The 17,580-nt window shown below is 62.5% G+C and carries 10 protein-coding genes; 1 reads left to right on the forward strand and 9 read right to left on the reverse strand.

The window, feature by feature from the left end; genetic code table 11:
* Positions 1-86 precede the first annotated feature (86 nt).
* The 7 genes from KB449_RS25130 to KB449_RS25160 all read right to left on the reverse strand — a co-directional run bounded on the left by KB449_RS25130 (position 87) and on the right by KB449_RS25160 (position 14,002).
* Positions 87-7,757 carry a fibronectin type III domain-containing protein gene (locus tag KB449_RS25130; RefSeq protein ID WP_282910987.1) on the reverse strand — a complete coding sequence of 2,557 codons (7,671 nt, stop codon included), beginning with the start codon at positions 7,755-7,757 and terminating at the stop codon, positions 87-89.
* Between the two features lie 357 nt (positions 7,758-8,114).
* Positions 8,115-8,912: a M55 family metallopeptidase gene (locus KB449_RS25135; protein ID WP_282910988.1), complete on the reverse strand. Its 798-nt coding sequence runs from the start codon at positions 8,910-8,912 to the stop codon at positions 8,115-8,117.
* The gene (locus KB449_RS25140; RefSeq protein ID WP_282910989.1) at positions 8,909-10,168 is read right to left on the reverse strand and encodes a Gfo/Idh/MocA family protein; all 1,260 of its coding nucleotides are present in this window, start codon (positions 10,166-10,168) and stop codon (positions 8,909-8,911) included. The genes KB449_RS25135 and KB449_RS25140 overlap by 4 nt, the downstream gene beginning before the upstream one ends.
* Positions 10,169-10,278: 110 nt before the next feature.
* Positions 10,279-11,289 (reverse strand): Gfo/Idh/MocA family protein, encoded by a 1,011-nt coding sequence (locus KB449_RS25145; protein ID WP_282910990.1) that lies wholly within the window; start codon positions 11,287-11,289, stop codon positions 10,279-10,281.
* Positions 11,290-11,315: 26 nt separating this feature from the next.
* On the reverse strand, positions 11,316-12,107 hold the full coding sequence (locus tag KB449_RS25150; RefSeq protein ID WP_282910991.1) for a DeoR/GlpR family DNA-binding transcription regulator: 792 nt from the start codon (positions 12,105-12,107) through the stop codon (positions 11,316-11,318).
* Positions 12,108-12,209: 102 nt separating this feature from the next.
* Positions 12,210-13,139 (reverse strand): 1-phosphofructokinase family hexose kinase, encoded by a 930-nt coding sequence (locus tag KB449_RS25155; RefSeq protein WP_282910992.1) that lies wholly within the window; start codon positions 13,137-13,139, stop codon positions 12,210-12,212.
* Complete coding sequence (locus tag KB449_RS25160; protein ID WP_282910993.1) at positions 13,136-14,002, reverse strand: class II fructose-bisphosphate aldolase; 867 nt, start codon at positions 14,000-14,002, stop codon at positions 13,136-13,138. Before KB449_RS25160 ends, KB449_RS25155 begins: the two co-directional genes overlap by 4 nt.
* Positions 14,003-14,172: 170 nt before the next feature.
* Here KB449_RS25160 and KB449_RS25165 point away from each other — a divergent pair, with 170 nt between their 5' ends.
* Positions 14,173-15,222: an SIS domain-containing protein gene (locus KB449_RS25165; RefSeq protein ID WP_282910994.1), complete on the forward strand. Its 1,050-nt coding sequence runs from the start codon at positions 14,173-14,175 to the stop codon at positions 15,220-15,222.
* A 359-nt stretch (positions 15,223-15,581) separates the two neighbouring features.
* Here the strand turns inward: KB449_RS25165 and KB449_RS25170 are convergent, their stop codons facing one another.
* Together KB449_RS25170 and KB449_RS25175 are read right to left on the reverse strand one after the other, a co-directional pair.
* Positions 15,582-16,661: a Gfo/Idh/MocA family protein gene (locus tag KB449_RS25170; RefSeq protein ID WP_282910995.1), complete on the reverse strand. Its 1,080-nt coding sequence runs from the start codon at positions 16,659-16,661 to the stop codon at positions 15,582-15,584.
* Positions 16,658-17,578 (reverse strand): AraC family transcriptional regulator, encoded by a 921-nt coding sequence (locus KB449_RS25175; RefSeq protein WP_282910996.1) that lies wholly within the window; start codon positions 17,576-17,578, stop codon positions 16,658-16,660. The genes KB449_RS25170 and KB449_RS25175 overlap by 4 nt, the downstream gene beginning before the upstream one ends.
* Positions 17,579-17,580: the final 2 nt, after the last annotated feature.

A 17,580-nucleotide genomic window follows, 5' to 3' on the forward strand; every position in this document is an offset into this window, starting at 1 on the left:
GAAAAAGAAAGAACCGCGGAATCAGCTGTAGAGGCTGATTCCCGCGGTTCTTTTTCCTATCGTCTTAGAAGGCGAGCTCTAATCGCTCAGTACACTTCCAGCTCTGCAAGCTGCATTCTGTAATAATTGGAATCGCTCGGATTTTTGCGCAAGCTGGTCCCCGTCACCTTGACATAACGGGCCTGGGCCGAAGCGAAGCTGAAGGACTGCACGGCGTTGCCAGGCAACGCATAGGCAGTACGGCTCACGACCGTACTCCAAGTCGTCCCGTCGGTGGAAACTTGAATCGTAAAATCGACAGGGAAGCCATACCCTACGGTCCCCGTATCATTGCGGGGATATAAGCCGACTTGGCTAATCGTCGCTGCCGCCCCCAAGTCCACCATGATCCATTCGGTATGATCGGCAGTAAGCGAGTCGTTGCTGGTCCACCCGAATTTACCGGCTATGGAATTGCGTTCGCCGTCAACCGCTTTCCCTACGCCCCAATTGGTCGTGTTGTAAGTGCTGCTTGCCGTCACGGTCTTCCCTAGCGCCAGATTGGCAAGAGGCGCTGCGGACGCTTGAGAGGAGTTCGCGCTCTCGCCTCCGTTATAAAGGGAGCTTACCACGTAATAGTACGTCGTCCCGTTCGTTACGGTCTGATCCGTGTACGTGACCGCCGTGACGCTCGTCGCGATCGTCGTGTACGGACCGCCGCTGACCGTGCCTCGCTTCACGTTGTAGCCGGTTGCGCCGCTCACTGCCGTCCAGTTGACGGTCACGGAGCCGCCGCCCCCTGTCGCCGTGACGCCCGTCGGTACGGGATTGGGCACGATGACGGACGCTGCCGCCGAATCCGGGCTCGTGCCGCCTGCGCTAACCGCCGCGACGACATAATAATAAGTCGTGCCCGCCGCAACGGTGCTATCCGTGTAGGCGTTCGTGGTGACTCCCGTCGCCAGGGACGTGTACGGGCCGCCGCTGACCGTCGCGCGCTTCACGTTGTAGCTCGTCGCGCCGGACGAGACGCTCCAGCTCAGCTGGACGGCGCCGCCGTAGACGCTGCCCGTGACGCTAGTCGGCGCTAGCGGCGCCGCGCTCACTTCGTCCGCCCCGATGTCGTAAGCGGCACCGGTCGGACGTTGTTGTCCGTCCATGTCGGTCGGGACGTCCGTCGAAAGCGTTGCGCCTGCATCGATCGCGCGCTGCGCGGTGGCCGGATTGAGATGATAGTCGCCTGCCGCCGCGTTGACCAGCATGCTTGCGGTACCGTCAATAATGTTGTTGCCGGATGTCGCCGCGCCGCCGTCGCGAAGCTTGACGTTCTTATCCATCAGGTTGTTGCGGATGTCGCCGCTGCTTGCGGCGTAGCGCGACTCGACGCCGCCTACGCTGGCGGTCGGCGCGATGTTAAGCATCGTGTTGTTGTACACCTTGAAGCCGTTCGCCTTGTTCATGTAGACAGCCGCGTCCAACGTGCCGTACACGACGTTGTTGCGCATGATGCCGCCGCGGTGTTCGTAAGTCGTGTCGCCGTTACGGAACAAGTTCGCCCCGGTGCCGCCGCCGCCGAACGACATGGCGATAAAGCTGTTCAGGAACACGTTGTTCTCCACGATCGTGTCCATCGAGTTGCCCTTGGCGAAGAATGCATACGCTACTCCGTCGCCCACGCCTTTCGCGTTCTGGAACGTATTGCCGCGGATGATCCACCCCTTCGATGCGACCAGGTCGATCCCTTCCACGACGCTTCGTTTGCCGGAGGTCGTGTAGCCGATCACCGAATTCTCGATGACCCCGTAATCCGCGTAAGGCAGGTCCGGACTGCCGCCCGAAGTCGACTTGAAGCCGCCTTCGCCGTTGTCCCACGTCTTCAGATGGTCGGCGCGGAAGTAGTCCGAGCCGCTGTTCACCTGAACCGAGTGAAAGTACGAATCGCGAATCGTCATGTTTTTGATGGTGACGTAGTCCGCATCGTTCACCTTGAAGTTGATGTCGAGCGACGAGTTGTCGATGCCCATGCCGACGACGACCGTATCGTTGTAATTCGTCGTCGCCCCTTGAATCGTAATGTTGTTTTTGCCGTTGATCGAGATCGTAGCCGTCTGATTGTACGTGCCTGCAGCGAGCGTAATGACCCGTCCGCCGGCCGGCGCGCCGTCGATCGCCTGCTGAAGCTGAGCGAGCGAGGCGACGGTCACCGCATCGGATACAGGCGTATTGGTCGTGGCCGTCACGACGTTCGACAGCGCCGAATAGTTGCCTGCGTCATCGAACGTCTTGACGGCGATGTAGTACGTGACCCCGGTCGACAGCTGGTTGACCTGGAACTTCATTGCCGAGCCCGCATCCTTCTGCGCGAGCTCATCCTCGGCTTGCGTCGCCGATGCCCAGTTCGCTTCGGTGATCGGGGACGTTGAATAGCGAACGTCGTAACCCGCAGCCTTGCCCACCGTACCGTCATTGCCCGGCGCGGTCCAGGTCAACTGGACGCTGCGAATGTTCGGCGCGACGGCCTGCAGATCGGCAATCGCGGCAGGCGGCGTCGGATCGGATGCCGGCGTCGTAACCGACCATACGTTCGAAAGGGCCGATACGTTGGTCGCTTCGTCGATGGCGCGCATGGCGAAATAGTAAGTCGTCGCAGGCGTCAGTCCGGTCACCGCGACCGACTGAGCGGTGCCTGCGACTTGCGGAGCCGGCGCGTTCGTCAGCTTCACCGCATCGTTCCAGTTGTTTTCGGTAATCGGCGCCGTATGATAGCGGATATCGTAGGCATCCGCCGTTCCCGTGGACCCGTCGTCGCCCGGCGCGGTCCAGCTCAGCTTCGTCGTCTTCCAGGTCGTCTGGCTGCCGGACAGATTCGTGACCGCGGCAGGCGCGACGCTATCGCCCGGATCGGCGTAGACTTCGATTTCGACCGGCGTATTGACCGCATTGTAAGTCTGATTGACCCGCACGTGCCCGTTGGCCGAGAAGCGGACGTAGCGGGCATTGATGGTGGACGAAAGGGTGATCGTCTTGCCCGACCCGTCCGCCGGCTCTTGATATTCCGCATCGGTGCCGACCCCGAGCCCGGAGCTGTTGTCCTGGTCGTTGTTGAACACCGTCGTCACGCCTGTCGCGAAGTTCGGATCGTTCGACACTTGGACGACATGGTCGCGCCCGGTCCGGTACGTATCGGCGCTTGCGCCCCAGTCGTTGCGGATGTTGATCTTTTTGATGCCGTAGGCCTGACCCAGGTCGACTTGAACCCACTTCGGACCGGTCGACACGCCGATCAGCGCGTACTGGTCGCGAGCCGTAACGCCGTCGGTCAGGATGGACAGCGGCACGTTGTTCGATGCCGTTCCGTTCGAGGTGACCGACTTGTTCTTGGCCACGTTGATCGTCGATTCCATGACGACCTGGATCACGTTGGAGAGGCCCGAATAGTTGTTCGCGTTGTCGCGCGTCTTCATGGCGAAGTAGTAGGTCGCTCCCGGGGTCAGCCCCAGGACGCTGAACTGCTGCTTCGTGCCGGCAACCTGCGGGGTAGGCTCCCCGATGACAGGCGTAGCCGAGCTCCAGTTTGCCGCCGTTATCGGCGATGTCGAATAACGCACGTCGTACTCGCTAGCCGTACGCACGTTGCCGTCGTCGCCCGGCGCCGTCCATTTCAGCGCCACGCTGCTCAGCGTGCGTTCGCCGGCTGCCAGATCGGCGATCGCGTCGGGCGCCAACGTATCCGTATTTTCAATGACGATAATCGGCCTGTTGTAAGGGTTCTCAGAACTGTTAAACGACACAGGGTTCGATTGTACGAGAGGATCGCTCAATTTGAACGAAACCTTCTTGTCGCCCATGTGACTGTTCACGAAGTCCGTGATGTCGAAATCTTTCCAGCCCGGCCCGCTGACGGGGAGCAAACCCAGATTGACCGCTCCGGTCTCGCTCGGCAAGTTCGAGCTTGTAACGGAACCTTCTGTCCATGAATTGTCCTGAAGGCCGGTAATCGTAAGCTTCATCGTAATGGGCTTATTATAGGCTGTATATAGTCTCAGCGTTGCGCGCTCGGCCGAGCTTCCCGCGTAGCCGCTGAAATTGCCCTGCAAATAGGCCCAGTAGATGCTGAATCCGTTGTTCTGAATGCCAAGCGTCTGCTGATTGGGGTAAATAGCGCCTGCCGCATCCTGCACGTCATCGGCAGGGCTGAACTCGGTGGCGGAAGAAGACGCCATCGCGATGGACGCAACGTTCGACAACGCGGAAACGTTGCCTTGATCGTCGACCGTTTTGATCGCCGCATAGACGGTCGTCCCGGCGGTCGGCCCGGTCACGGTGATCGACTGCGAAGTGCCGGATGCCGCTGGAAGCAAAGAAGTTTCGACTTTCTGCGCGCTGCTCCAGTTCGCCTCGGTAATCGGCGCATTGGCATATCGGATGTCGTACAGATAAGCCGTGCCCGTATTGCCGTCGTCCCCCGGCGCGCTCCACGTCAGCTTGAACGTGCGCGCGGTCGCTGCGCTTGCCGCTACGTTTGCGATCGCCGACGGCGGCGTCGTTTCGTTCGGAACGAATTCGTCTGCGCCCACATCCGGCGCGCTGCCGTAAGGACGGGTCTGGCCATCCATATCGGTAGGCACCTCGGGCAGCGCAACGCCGATATCGCGAGCGCCCGCGCCGAAGAACGGATGGAGGTGATAATCCCCTTGCGCCGGATTGGCAAGCCAGGTTCCGTTCGCGCCGATCAGGTTGTCGCTCTGGACCGCTGTCGCGCTGTTGCGCAGCTTGACTGCGACGCTGAGCAGATTGTTGCGAATCTCGCCGCTCGTCTCGGCAAAGCGCGGCTCGATCGAACCTACGCTGCCGGGCGTATTCAAAATCGTGTTGTTGTACACCTTGAACCCGGTCGCTTTGTTCAGATAGACGCCCGTGTCCAGCGTGCCGTAGACCACGTTGTTGCGAATGATGCCGCCGCGATGCTCGTACGTGGTGTCCTGGTTGCGGAAAAACGCCGGACCCGAGCCCCCGCCGCCGAACGAAATGGCGATAAAGCTGTTCGTGAGCACGTTGTTCTCGATAATCGTGTCGAGGGAGTTCGCTTTGGCGAAGACGGCATAGGCGACGCCGCCGCTCCACCCTTGGGCGTTCTCGAACTTGTTGCCGCGAACGACCCAGCTTTTGCCGGCGATAATATCGATGCCTTCGACGACGCTCTGGATGCCGTTGGTGGTATAACCGATCAAAGAGTTCTCGATCAAGCCGTAATCGGTGTAGCCGTTGATCCCGTTCACGTCAAAGGTCGTCTTGAAGCCGCCTTCTCCGTTGTCCCACGTCTTCAGATTGTCGGCATGGAAATAGTTCGAGCCGTCGTTAATCTGAATGGCGTGGTAGTAGCTATCCTGAATGGTCATGTTCTTGATGGTGGCGTAATCCGAATTGTTGACCTTGATGTTGATGTCCATGGAAGAGTTGGACATGCCCGGCCCTTTAATGATCGTATCGCCTCTGTTCGACGTAGCGCCCTGGATCGTGATGTTGTTTTTGCCGGTGATCTGGATGGTCGTCGTCTGATTATACGTGCCGGCCGCCAGCGTAATGACGCGGCCTCCCGCAGGCGCGTTGTTGATTGCCGTCTGCAGCGCGCTCAGCGAGTTGACCGTCACCGCGTCCGCCGTCGGCGTGGCGATCGTAGCGCTCACCACGTTGGACAATCCCGACAAGTTGCCGACCGAGTCCTTGGTCCTCACGGCAAAATAATAGGTCGTCCCCGCGGTCAGCTCCTTCACCTTCATGGCCATAGCCGAACCGGAAGCCTTTTGCGGCATTTTGTCTTCCACCAGCGATGCCGAAGACCAATTCGCGGCCGTGATCGGGGAGGTGGAGTAGCGCACTTCGAAGCCCGCTGCGGTCCCGATCGTGCCGTCATCGCCCGGCGCCGTCCAGCTCAGCTTCGCGGAATGAATGATCGCCTGCGACACCTGAAGGTCGGCAATGGCCGCAGGCGCCTCCGTATCGGCAGCGAGCGTCGTGCTGCTGACGACGTTCGACAGCGGCGAGTCGTTGATGACGTCCTTCGACTTCATCGCGAAATAATAAGTCGTGGAGGGGTTCAGCCCGCCGACCGTAAACGATTGGGCCGTTCCGGCCGTCAGCGGAGCAGGCGCTCCGGTCACGACGGTCGCGCTTGCCCAGTTCGCCGCCGTAATGGGCGAAGTCGACCGGCGGAACTCATAGGCGCTCGCCTTGCCGACGTTGCCGTTGTCGCCCGGCGCCGTCCAGCCGAGATCTACGGTTTTCCAGGTCGTCCTCGTGACCGCGAGGTTCGCGACGGCCGCCGGCGGCACATTGTCCTGCGGGTCCGCGTACACCTCGATCTCGACCGGCGTGTCGACCAAGTTGACCGTGCCGTTGACCCGGACGTGGCCGTTCGCCCAGTAGCGGACATAACGCGCGCTGACCGTGTCCGCCAGCAAGATGTCCTTGCCGCTGCCGTCGCCCGGCTCGACGTACTCCGCATCGGTGCCGGCGCCAAGCCCGGCGCTGTTGTCGCCGTCGTTATTGAAGACGGTGGTCACGCCGCTGGCGAAGGTCGGATCGTTCGAGAGCTGCACGATCAGATCCTTGCCGGTCCGGTACGTCCCGGCGGCGCCCCAGTCGTTGCGGATGTTGACCCGGGCGACGTCGTACGCCTGACCCAGATCGACTTGCGCATACTTGGGGCCGTCCGATACGCCATAGAGCACGTATTTGTCCGTCGTCTTAACGCCGTCCGTCAGCGCGGAGAGCGGCTGACCGCTTGTCGAGGCGGCGTTCGTCGATACGGTCTTGCCGATTGCCACATTCACGACCGGCTTAATCGCGATGTTGGCAACGGACGACAGATTGGATACTTGCCCGCCGGATCCGATCGTTTTCATCGCGAAATACACGGTCGCCCCGGACGGCAGGCCCTTCACCGTCAGCGTCTGCGCGGACGACGCCGCGGCCGGAGCCGGCTCGCCTAGAACGCGTTTCACGGCCAGCCCGTCGTCCCAGTTGGCGCTCGTAATCGGGGAAGTCGAATAGCGAATGTCATAGCCGGTCACCGCCGACGGTCCCGGGCTGGTCCAGCCGAGCGTCGCGCTGTTCACGGTAGCGTTGCTTGCGGTTAAATTGACATTGATCGGGAGAGATGCGTTTGTTGCGGGGATTGCGGCGTAGACTTCAAGTTCGACCGGCGTATTGACCTTCTGAATCGAAGCGTCGGCCGAACGTATATGGCCGTTCGCCCATGAGCGGACGTAGCGGGCGGAGACCGGCGTACCGAGCGCGATCGTTTTGCCGCTGCCGTCCGTCGGTTCCAGATAAGCGGCGTCGGTCCCGGCTCCTTGACCTGCCGTATTGTCCGAATCGTTGTTGAAAATGGTGGATACGCCGCTGGCGAACGTAGGGTCGTTCGACAGTTGAACGATGATATCCCGCCCGGTTCTGGTTGCCGTCGGGTTGTAATCGTTCAGCACGTTCACCTTCGTGACGGGGAACGACTCGCCCAGATCCAGCTGCACCCACTTGGGTCCGGCCGAGGCGTCGATCATCGCGTAATTGCTCGTCGTGCGGTCGCCGTCGACAAGCAGCTTCAAAGACGCGGCATTGGACACGACGCCGTTGGTCGACACGGTCGCCTGGCCGAGCGCGACGTTCGTTTCCGTCGGATCCGCGTACACCTTGGAGTCTGACGGGTAAAGGAACGAAGCGGACAATAAGCTGGCGACGAGTAGCGACGCGCCTGATTTTTTAACTATCGTAAGCATTCTTACACTCCCTCCGTTGAATGGTCATTCCACTGCTACAGAGCGTGTTCGACTTATATCGTGCTTACATCGTGCTTGCCTCTCGTTATCTCTACCGCCTTTCTACTGGTTAATGGGCTGCCGGAAGCGCCCTCTGAACGCCTTCCCTCCTCTCCGTTATGTAAGCGCTTCTCTTTAAGCCTGCCATAGTCCCGAGCGAATCGCCATTAGGGTAAATTGTCTTATACTTGGTCAATTTCATCTTGCTCCCCTTCTGCCGCCATTCGGGCGTAAACGGCCTTTTTCGCGGTCGTTTCCATGCGCCGAAACGACAAATAAGCCTGCCTCATCGCCGAGACAGGCCAAGCCGTTTTACGCTTATCTGAACGTCCGGACGAGCAGCCTTATCAAATCGTCGTCCTCGAGCGTCAGACGCCTGCCCCCTTGACGGCGGACGCCGTCCGCTTCGAAGGCGTGCGCGTCGGCCAGACTCGTGCTCGTATAATCGATCCGCATCTCGTAAGGTCCAGGTAATGCGTAGGGCTTGCACGCGCTTCTGCGGCTTACGGCCTCCTTGACGGACTCGCCGATCTCGGCCAGGACGCGCCGAGGCGCCTTGAGCAGGCCCGAATGCCGGCCCGTCGCCTGTTTGGTCTCGTACGTGACTACCGCATCCAGCTGCCGATGCGCCTCCGCGCAGGCTTTGTCGTCGCCGGAGACGAACACGACCGGGACGCCGCAGCGGCCGAACAGCAGCGCGTCGATCCCGATCTCGCCGATCGGCGCGCCGTTAAGCGCCAGCTCGCTAATATCCGCGGAGCTGAACGTATGCTCGAGAAGCGCGCTCTCGGTGCCGGCCATCGCATGATAACCGATGAGCAGCGCGCCGTCGAACGTACCGTCCAGACCGGGAAACCGGTTCGAGAGCGGCAGCGGGCCGACGGCCAGCGTGGCTGCGGGGTGCAGGCTGCCGCACAGCAGGTTGAAGCCGGATGCATGGGCATCCTTTACGAAAACCTCGGTGGCGCCCGCCTGCGCGAGCGCCTCGACGACGGCGTTCACCTCGTCCGTCAGCAGACGGCGGGACTCCTCGTAGAACATCTCCCCCCGGTAGATCTGCTCCTTGAGCGCGATGCCGGCGATGCCTTCCATATCGACGCTGACATAAAATTTCATAGCTTGCCCTCCTCTTCGGACCGGCCGGTACTAGGCGCCGTCATGCGGAAACGCTGGGGAAAACGGCGATACGCGCGCAAATCGAACGATTCCGGCTGCGCCGCCCACGGCAGGCCCGTCTCGGAAAGCAGCTTGCCCGCCGCGAATGCATCCTTGATCGCGGTCTCGATCCCTTCGATATAAGCGCCCGGCTGGTCCTGGGCATCCGACAGGCGCACGAAGGCAGGCGGAATCCCGCGGATCACCCTGGCCGATTCGAACGCCCCATTGGCCACGAGCGTGAAGCGCCGCGCCGAATCCAGCGAGACGTCGAGGCCGTCCAGCCCGTCGATCGAACGAATCAAGTTTCTGTACCGTCTCTCGACGAAGCCGCCTTCCGCGCAGTCGTACGTCTTTCCCAGACCGTATCGCCAGATCTTGACCTGGTCGTCATAATTCCATTCGATCGTGCCTTCGGTGCCTTCGATCCGGATCCGCTGGGTTTCCGTCTCCTTCGCGCACAGCGTCACGTAATAGCAGAGCGGCGTGCCGTCGCTCATCTCGACGCGCATCGCGGTCGTATCGTCGCTCTCGATCGGATTGGCATGGTACATCTCGGCCGCCACGCTGACCGGCTGCGACTCGCGGCCGACCGCGTCCGCCGCCGTCTCCGCCAGCTTCAGCATGCTGTAGAGCAGATGCGCGGCGGGGTTGTGAAAGGCGCCGTCGAGGACGACGTTGCCTGCAGCCGTCAGCTTGCCGGCCCACGGCGTGCGGCCGAAGTAGGCGGCCGCGCGCTGAAGCAGGGCGATCGCCTTGAAGCGCTCGACGCGGCCGATCTCTCCGGAGGCGATCGCGTTCGCGATCAGCGATTGCGCCTTGCGCGACGGCGCGAAGAAGTTGACGGCGCACAGCTTGCCCGTGCGGGCGGCCGTCTCCGCGATCCGATCGACATCCTGGAGCAGGGCGGCGGGCGGCTTTTCAAGGAGGACGTGGTAGCCGGCCTCCATCGCGCCGATGCTCATCGGCGCATGAAGCGGGATCGGCGTGGAAATGACGACGAAGTCGGCGCCCGTCTCCGCCGAGAGCATGTCGCGGTAGTCGGCATAGTGCCGGATGCCCCGCTCCGCGACGAGGGCCGCCGCGCTCTCCGTCAGCCGCACGTCGCTAATCGCAGCCAGCTCGAGCAAGCCTGCGTCCGTGAGACGGGCCAGCTCGTTCAGATGGTTGCGGCCGAAGCCGCCTACGCCGATCAATAGGGCTTTGCGTACCGACATGTCGCTTCCCCTTTCCCTCTCGAAATATCGCATGGCTTGGATCTTGCGCCTAATGGACGAGGCCGCGGAACGCTTCGACGCCGTAATCGCATGGCGCGTCCTAGCGCCGGCTAGGCGCAGTCGATTCGCGCAGCCCGTTCGTCCGCGTCCACGGCCGCCGCTGAGGCGAGCAGCACGTCCTCTCCCGACAGTACGGGCGCACCGCCGCGGAGCCGATTCATAAAGTCCCCGTAGAGACTGATCGGCGGTCGCCGCAGCGGCACGGGATGGAGCGCTTCCACGTCGCTCGACAGCAGCAGCATCGGCTCGCGGGCGCTCCGGGAATCTCCCTGCAGCCGCAGCTCGGCGCTGCCCGCCGTGCCGACGGCGAAGATGCGCCCGTCGCCCCAGGTCCAGCTGCGGGCGGGCGTATGCCAGTCGGCGTACAGCTGGGCGAGCGTGCCGTCCGCCAGCCTCGCGTTCAGCGCAGCGGCATCGTAAAAGCCCGGATGCTCCGGCAGGATTCGCTTGGCCATATAGCCCTGCATATCGGCGATCTCGCTGCCGGTCAGCCAACGCAGCAGGTCCAGGTCGTGGACGAGCAAATCTTGAATGATGCCCCCGGAACGGGCATGATCGAAAAACCAGTCCGGCCGGTCGCCCGCGTTCAGCCGATGCGGCTTGCGCATGTCGAGCGACACGAGCCGCCCGAGCGCGCCTTCGCCGATCAGCGCCTTCAGCGTAAATACGCCGGCATGGAAGCGCTGGGTGAGCATCATGCCGACCTCGGTCCGTCCGCGTCCGACGATGCCCCGCAGCTGCTCGAGACCCGCCCTGTTCGTCACGGCCGGCTTGTCGAGCATGATATGCTTGCCCCGCGCCTCGCACAGCTCGGCGACGTCGATCTTGCGGTTGTTGACCGCCGCGCAGCCGACGACGCTCACGTCCTCTGCCAAGGCGTCGTCGATCGCGCCTAGCAGCGGTACGCCGAATCGGTCGGACAGCGAGATCGCGAGGCCCCGGTCCTCGCCGTCCTCCTCGAAAATACCCGCGCAGCGATAACCCATGCCTAGCATCTTTTCGATAAAAGAGGCGATGTGCCCGTGCTGGCATCCGATGATCGAGAAAACCCGAGGTTCCATAGATCCGCTCCTTTGTCCGACAGGCTTTACGGCTGTTCCGATACGTGCACGGCCATTCCATGTTCCTTGCAGGCGCGCGCCAGCCAGCCGTCCGGCTGACGGTTCGTGATGATGCCGGTCGCTTCGGCCAGCGGCATGATCGTGAAGAGCGCCGTTTTTTCGAGCTTGCTGTCATCGAATACCGGGAACACCTCGCCCGAACGCCGGATCAGAATTTGCGCGATCCGGACTTCCATTTCCGCATGCATCGTCCAGCCGTGCGTCTCCGAGACGCCGTCGACGCCGAGGAACATCTTCGTTATATTGATGCGGTCCGCAACGATCTCGGCAAGCGGCCCGATCAGCTCGTAGCTCTTGGCCCGCATGACGCCGCCGACGACGACAACCTGAACGTCCTCCGCGTCCGCCAGCTCGCAGGCGATATTCACCGCGTTGGTCACGACCGTGATGTTGCGCCGGGCTTTGAGCGCGCGCGCGATAAGGAACGTCGTCGTCCCGCCCGTCAGGCAGATGACGTCTCCCTCGGATACGAGCCCCGCCGCAGTCTCCGCGATGCGTTCCTTCTCCTGGAGCTGAGACTGCCGCTTATCCGCAAAGGGCAGCTCAGTTGCCGGCTGCGCCGGCGTCCCTTCATAAACGGCGCCGCCGATCGTCCGGATGATCGGGCCCGACCGCTCCAGCAGGTCGAGATCGCGCCTCGCGGTCGCCTCCGAGCACTGCAGGGCGCTTGTGATCTCCTGAATGGACATTCGCCCGTTCGCCTTGATGAGCGCCAGCATCTTTGCCCTGCGCGCTTCGCCTTTCGACGTCGCTTCCATGTTCCGTCTCCTCCGCCCGTCAACCGCTCTTTTTTCTACATTGTGCAGGAGAAGCCGTCCGGATTGCAAGAAGGGAACCGGCCTGGCGGACGCCTCTTGGCGCTACAGCGTCAGCACCGCCACCCGGCCCAGCAGCCGTTCGTAGACCTCAGGATCGAGCTCGCCCGCCCTGTCCGTCATGGCCGCCGCCCCGGCAGCCGCCGCAGCCATGCGAAGCCGATCGGCCGGCGGCAGGCCCATCTCGTCGGCATAAGCCATGCCCGCCACGAACGCATCGCCGCAGCCGACGGCGTTGACCGCGCTGACGCTCGGCGCGATGACGCGATACAGCTGGCCGTCCATGCAGGCGACAGCGCCCTGTCTCCCCCGCGTCGCGCACACCTGACGCACGCCCTGACTGTGCAGCTTCGCCGCCGTCCGGGCCAATTGCGACGCATCGAGACGTCTGAGACCGGCCAGCCGGCCGAGCTCCTCTTCGTTCGGCTTGATCAGGTCCGGCCCCGCGCCGATGCCGAGCGCCAACGCCTCGCCGCTCGCGTCCAGATAGACGCGTGCGCCCGCGGATCTCGCGATGCCGACGAGCTCCGCGTAAAGGTCCGCCGGCGCGCCGGCGGGCAAGCTGCCGGACAGGACAACGACGCTCGCCTGAGCGCCGAGCCGGCCGACGGCGTCCTTAATCTCCGCAAGCTCCGCTTCCCCGACCGCCGGCCCTTCCTCCAGCAGCTCCGTCGACGCGCCGTTCGCTTCGTCGACGATGTTCAGACAGGTGCGGGACTCGCCGGATATGTGCACGAAGGAGGTCCGGATTCCCTTGGCCGCAAGTCGCTCCTCGATGAAGGCGCCTGCGCTTCCCGCCAAAAAACCGGTCGCCGTCGCATCGCCGCCGAGCAGCCGCACGACTTTGGCGACGTTGTTTCCCTTCCCTCCCGGCTCGGCGATCTGTCGCCTGACCCGCTGCACGGCGCCCGCCGCGAACCCGGACACGTAGTAGGTTTTGTCGACGGCGGCGTTCAAAGTGACCGTTGCGATCACACCGCCTCACCGCCCCGCCCGGCGCAGCCGCACAATGCGATTTTTTCCAGTGCCAGACGCCTGACGGCTTCCTTCGCCGGTACCATGTACTTGCGGGGATCGTTCTCGCCCGGCCGCTCCTCGAACACTTGCTTGATGGCGTTCGAGAACGCGATGCGCAGCTCGGTGGCGATATTCATCTTAGCCATGCCGAGCGCGACCGCCCGCCTGACCTGCTCGGCCGGAATGCCGGAACCGCCGTGCAGCACCAGCGGGACGTCGACGCGGCCGGCGATGCGGGCGATCCGGTCGAAGTCGATATCCGGGTCTCCCTTGTAGATGCCGTGCGCGGTGCCGATGGCCGGCGCCAGCGTGTCGACGCCCGTGCGCGCGACGAACGACACGCATTCATCCGGGTCCGCCAGCAGCGCATCGCGCGCGTCGACGACGATGTCGTCCTCCACGCCGCCCACCTTGCCGAGCTCCGCTTCTACATTGACGCCGACCGCCGCCGCTACCGCGATGACGCGGGCCGTGCGCTCCACGTTTTCCTCGTACGGGTGCATGGACGCATCGATCATAACCGAGGTATAGCCCGCCCGGATGCATCTGACGATGACGTTGTAATCGGTACAATGATCGAGGTGAAGACCGATCGGCAGGCGCGTGCGGCTCGCGGCCACCTGCGCGGCGGCGGCAATGTAATCGGCGCCCAGGTGCTGAACGGTACCTACGGTCGTCTGAAGAATGAGCGGGGCGTCGCTCTCGATGGCCGCATCCACGACCGCCTGCATCATCTCAAGCGTGTGGACATTAAATGCTGCGACCGCGTATCCGTTTTTTCTCGCGTGCCGCAGCACCGCCGTCGTCGAAGTTAGAGGCATGACTGGTTCCTCCCGGCCTGCTGAAGTGGTTTTCGTGTGCAAGATTCTCCCTGACGTTATGTCTATAATATAGAGAACTATTTTGATTTTTTCAATCATTTAATGATTGTATTTATCATTTTATTAAATTATTATGATCGTATAGATCATTTTATGGAGGTTTCCGTCTCATGAGTCTGACTTACCGGGAGACCAAGCAACAATACGCGGCATTGCGCCAAACCTATGAATACATGCTGAGCGAGAGAGAAAGAATCGTAGCGTTCGTAAGAAGCGTCGCGCCTGCTTCGTTAACCTTTCTCGGCTGCGGCTCCAGCTATTGCCTCTGCGAGTCCGCCGCGTTCTCGGTCAGGCTGAGAGCGGGGATCGCGGCGCAGGCATTCGCGGGAGGCGATATGCTGCTTGGCGGGGAGCGCTACCGCCCCGCGTTGTCGGACACGCTGCTGGTCGCGCCGTCCCGGTCGGGCAGCACGACGGAGATCGTCGAGGCCGTGCGGCTGCTGCGAAGCGCGGTACGCGTTCCGCTGCTGGCCGTCTCCTGCGTCGCAAACGCTCCGCTATCGGCCGAAGCCGACCTTTCGCTGGCGCTTCCGTGGGCATTCGACGCCAGCGTCTGCCAGACTCGTACGGTAATCAACCTGTACGCGGCCAATCTGCTGATCGCCGCCTTCCTCGGCGGCGACGATGCGCTGATCGCCTCGATCGACGCGGCGATCCGGGACGGCGAGGCGTTCATGGCAAGGGCCGAGTCGGGCATCCGCAAGGCGTCGGGCTTCGACTGGACCCAGGCGGTCGTGTTGGCCGACGGCGAGCTGAAGGGCCTGGCGGCGGAGGGCGCGATCGCCCTGACCGAGATCGCGGCCGTGCAGGCCCAGTCGTATCACCTGCTCGACGTCCGCCACGGGCCCATGGTCGTCGTCGGGCCGGATACGCTCGTCATCGCCGCGGTATCCGGCGACGACGGCGGCAAAAGGCACCGGCTCAACCTGCTCCGCGACCTGAAGCGACGGGGCGCGACCGTGATCGTTTACGCCGACGCCGCGGACGCGGAGGCGGAAGCGATCGCGGACTACGCCGCGTTCTCCGGCTTCGCGCTGGATCCTGCGGCGCAGGGCATCCCTTTTCTTTTTTTGCCGCAGATCGCCGCGCTCTCCCGCGCGGAGCACAAGCGCATCGATCCCGACCGGCCGGACGGCCTGGTGGCGTGGGTCGAGCTTTGAGATATGCCGGCTCTTGACCTGGCCGTTGAATTGGCAGGAGCCGGCCCCTTCCGACCGCCCGCCGCACCAATGTAGCTCTATCCGGAGCTTCTTCTCCTCTCCTGCCTGCCCGCCGCACCAATGTAGCTCTATCCGGAGCTTCTTCGCCCCTGCCGGCCGCCCACCTCGCCGAAGTAGCTCGTATCCGAGGCTTCTTGCGGCAACGCGACGGGCGGACGGAGCCGTGCAGCTCCAACGGGCGTCTATTGCGAATATTGCCCCGCTTCCGTAAATGCGCAAAAAACCGCCCTCCGATTGAATGGTCGCGTACTGCTTCCATTTTCCAGAGGACGGTTTTTAGCCTGCCGCCAGTTCTCAAACTACGCGCTGTAAATCAGCGGATTCTGCCGCCTGCACTCCTCCATGACCCACATCTGCTGCCGGACCTGCTCCGGCGTGATCTCTAGCGGCGCGCCCTCCGTGAGCGAGCGGTGCAGCATCAGGTACAGCTTCTCGGTCATGTAGCCGAACAGGCTCTGCCCTTCCGGAAGCGACATCGACCAGTCGTCGCTATACCATGTCAGCTCCTCGTTGCAGTAGGCGGGCAGCCCCGCCGCATTGAACAGCGGCTCCTTGACGAGCTGCTGCGGCGGCGCTTCCTCGGGCTTGAAGTACTGCCACTCGAGATGTTCCGGGCTGCCGTGCAGGCCCCCGTTCGTACCTTGTATATTGAAGGAATCCTGCGGATACGCGCAGCAGGACGAGATCTCGATATCGATCGTCGGACGGCCGGGACCTCTCATGAGAAGCTTCACATAGTCTTCCGCATCCCCGAACGTGTTCGCCCTGTCCATAATGCACGTAATTTGCGGCAGCGCGTCGGTGCCGAACAGCTGGAGCGCCTGGTCGACCGGATGCGGACCGGTGTTCATCAGGTTGCCGCCGTTGTTGCTCTGCAGCGTCTGCCAGTCCCAGCGGCGGGCAAAGCCGTTCATCTCGATGCTCACCTGCACGATGCGGCCGAGCACGCCGGAGTCGATGACGTTGCGAATTTGCTGGAAGGCCGGGTGGTACCTGGACTGCTGGAAAACGGCGAGCAGCTTGCCCGAACGCTTGGACGCCTCGATGAGCCGGTCGACCTCCTCGGGCGATTTGGCCAGCGGCTTTTCGCACAGGACGTTAAAGCCTTTGTTCAGCAGCTCGAGCGTGATCGGAAAATGCTGATGGCTCGGCGACGCGTTGACGACGAGATCGAGCGGCTCGCCTGCGACCATGGCCTCCCACGTCTCGTACGCGCGGCAGCCGAATTCCTCCTCGGCCCGCGCCCTGCGCTCCGGAATGGAATCGGCGATCGCCGCGATGCGGTATTGCGCGGGCAGCTGTTCAAGCAGCTTGCCATGGATGTCGCGGCCGCTGCGGCCCTGTCCGATGATGCCGACTTTCAAAGGGGTTGCCGTCATTTGTTCATCCCTCTTTCCCCGTTAGGCTCGGCGGTACCGCCGAACGTTTTTTTGTATTCCGTAGGCGTGATGCCGGTGCGTTTCTTAAAAGTGCGAATAAAGTGGCTCAGATGGTGGTAGCCGACCTGGAACCCGATCTGCGTAACGGTGAGCGACTGGCGCCGGATCAGCTCCTTGGCCCGCTCGATCCGAATCTCGTTCACGTAGTCGATGAACGACTGCCCGGTCACCTGCTTGAACATATGGCTGAAATAAGCCGGCGCCATATTCGCCATATAAGCGCCGTGCTCAAGCGGAATATCCTGGCTGTAGTTGTCGTGGACGTACCGCCGGGCCTCTTCGATCGGTTCCCGTTCGGCAGCGGCGGTCTGCCGACCCGGTTTGCGCCGTACGGCGCGGTATTCGCGATCCGCTACCATCAGCAGCTTCAAGAGGCTCAGCCGGATGGCGAACTCGTAGCCGACCTCCTTGTGATCGTACTCGTCCTGCATGTCCTGGAGCAGCTGCAGGACGAGCGGCTGCCTTTGCTTGCCGACATGCAGCCAGGAATATGGCGCGGAGGCAAGGCCAGGCGTCAGATATCGCTTAAGCGTATCCTCCATCGGCCCCAGATGACCCTCCAGCAGCTCGGGCAAAAAATCGGCCATGATCAGCTCGAACGTCCGATCCTCAACCGCGCTGATGCTGTGTCCGGTACCGGGCGTAATGATGAACAGGTCTCCCTGGCTGACGGTCAGCGACTTGCCGAGCATCTGGTGGTTGCACATGCCATGGCGGACGTAGGCAATCTGGACGTAATCGTGCATGTGGAGGCTCTGCTTGAGATGCGGACTGTCGTAACTGAATATTTTGAAAGGAAAATCCCTGTTCAGCTCATCCCGGCCTTGAAAAAGCGGCATATCCAAGTCTTCGTTCATAC

The sequence above is a fragment of the Cohnella hashimotonis genome, assembly GCF_030014955.1.
Taxonomy (GTDB): domain Bacteria; phylum Bacillota; class Bacilli; order Paenibacillales; family Paenibacillaceae; genus Cohnella; species Cohnella hashimotonis.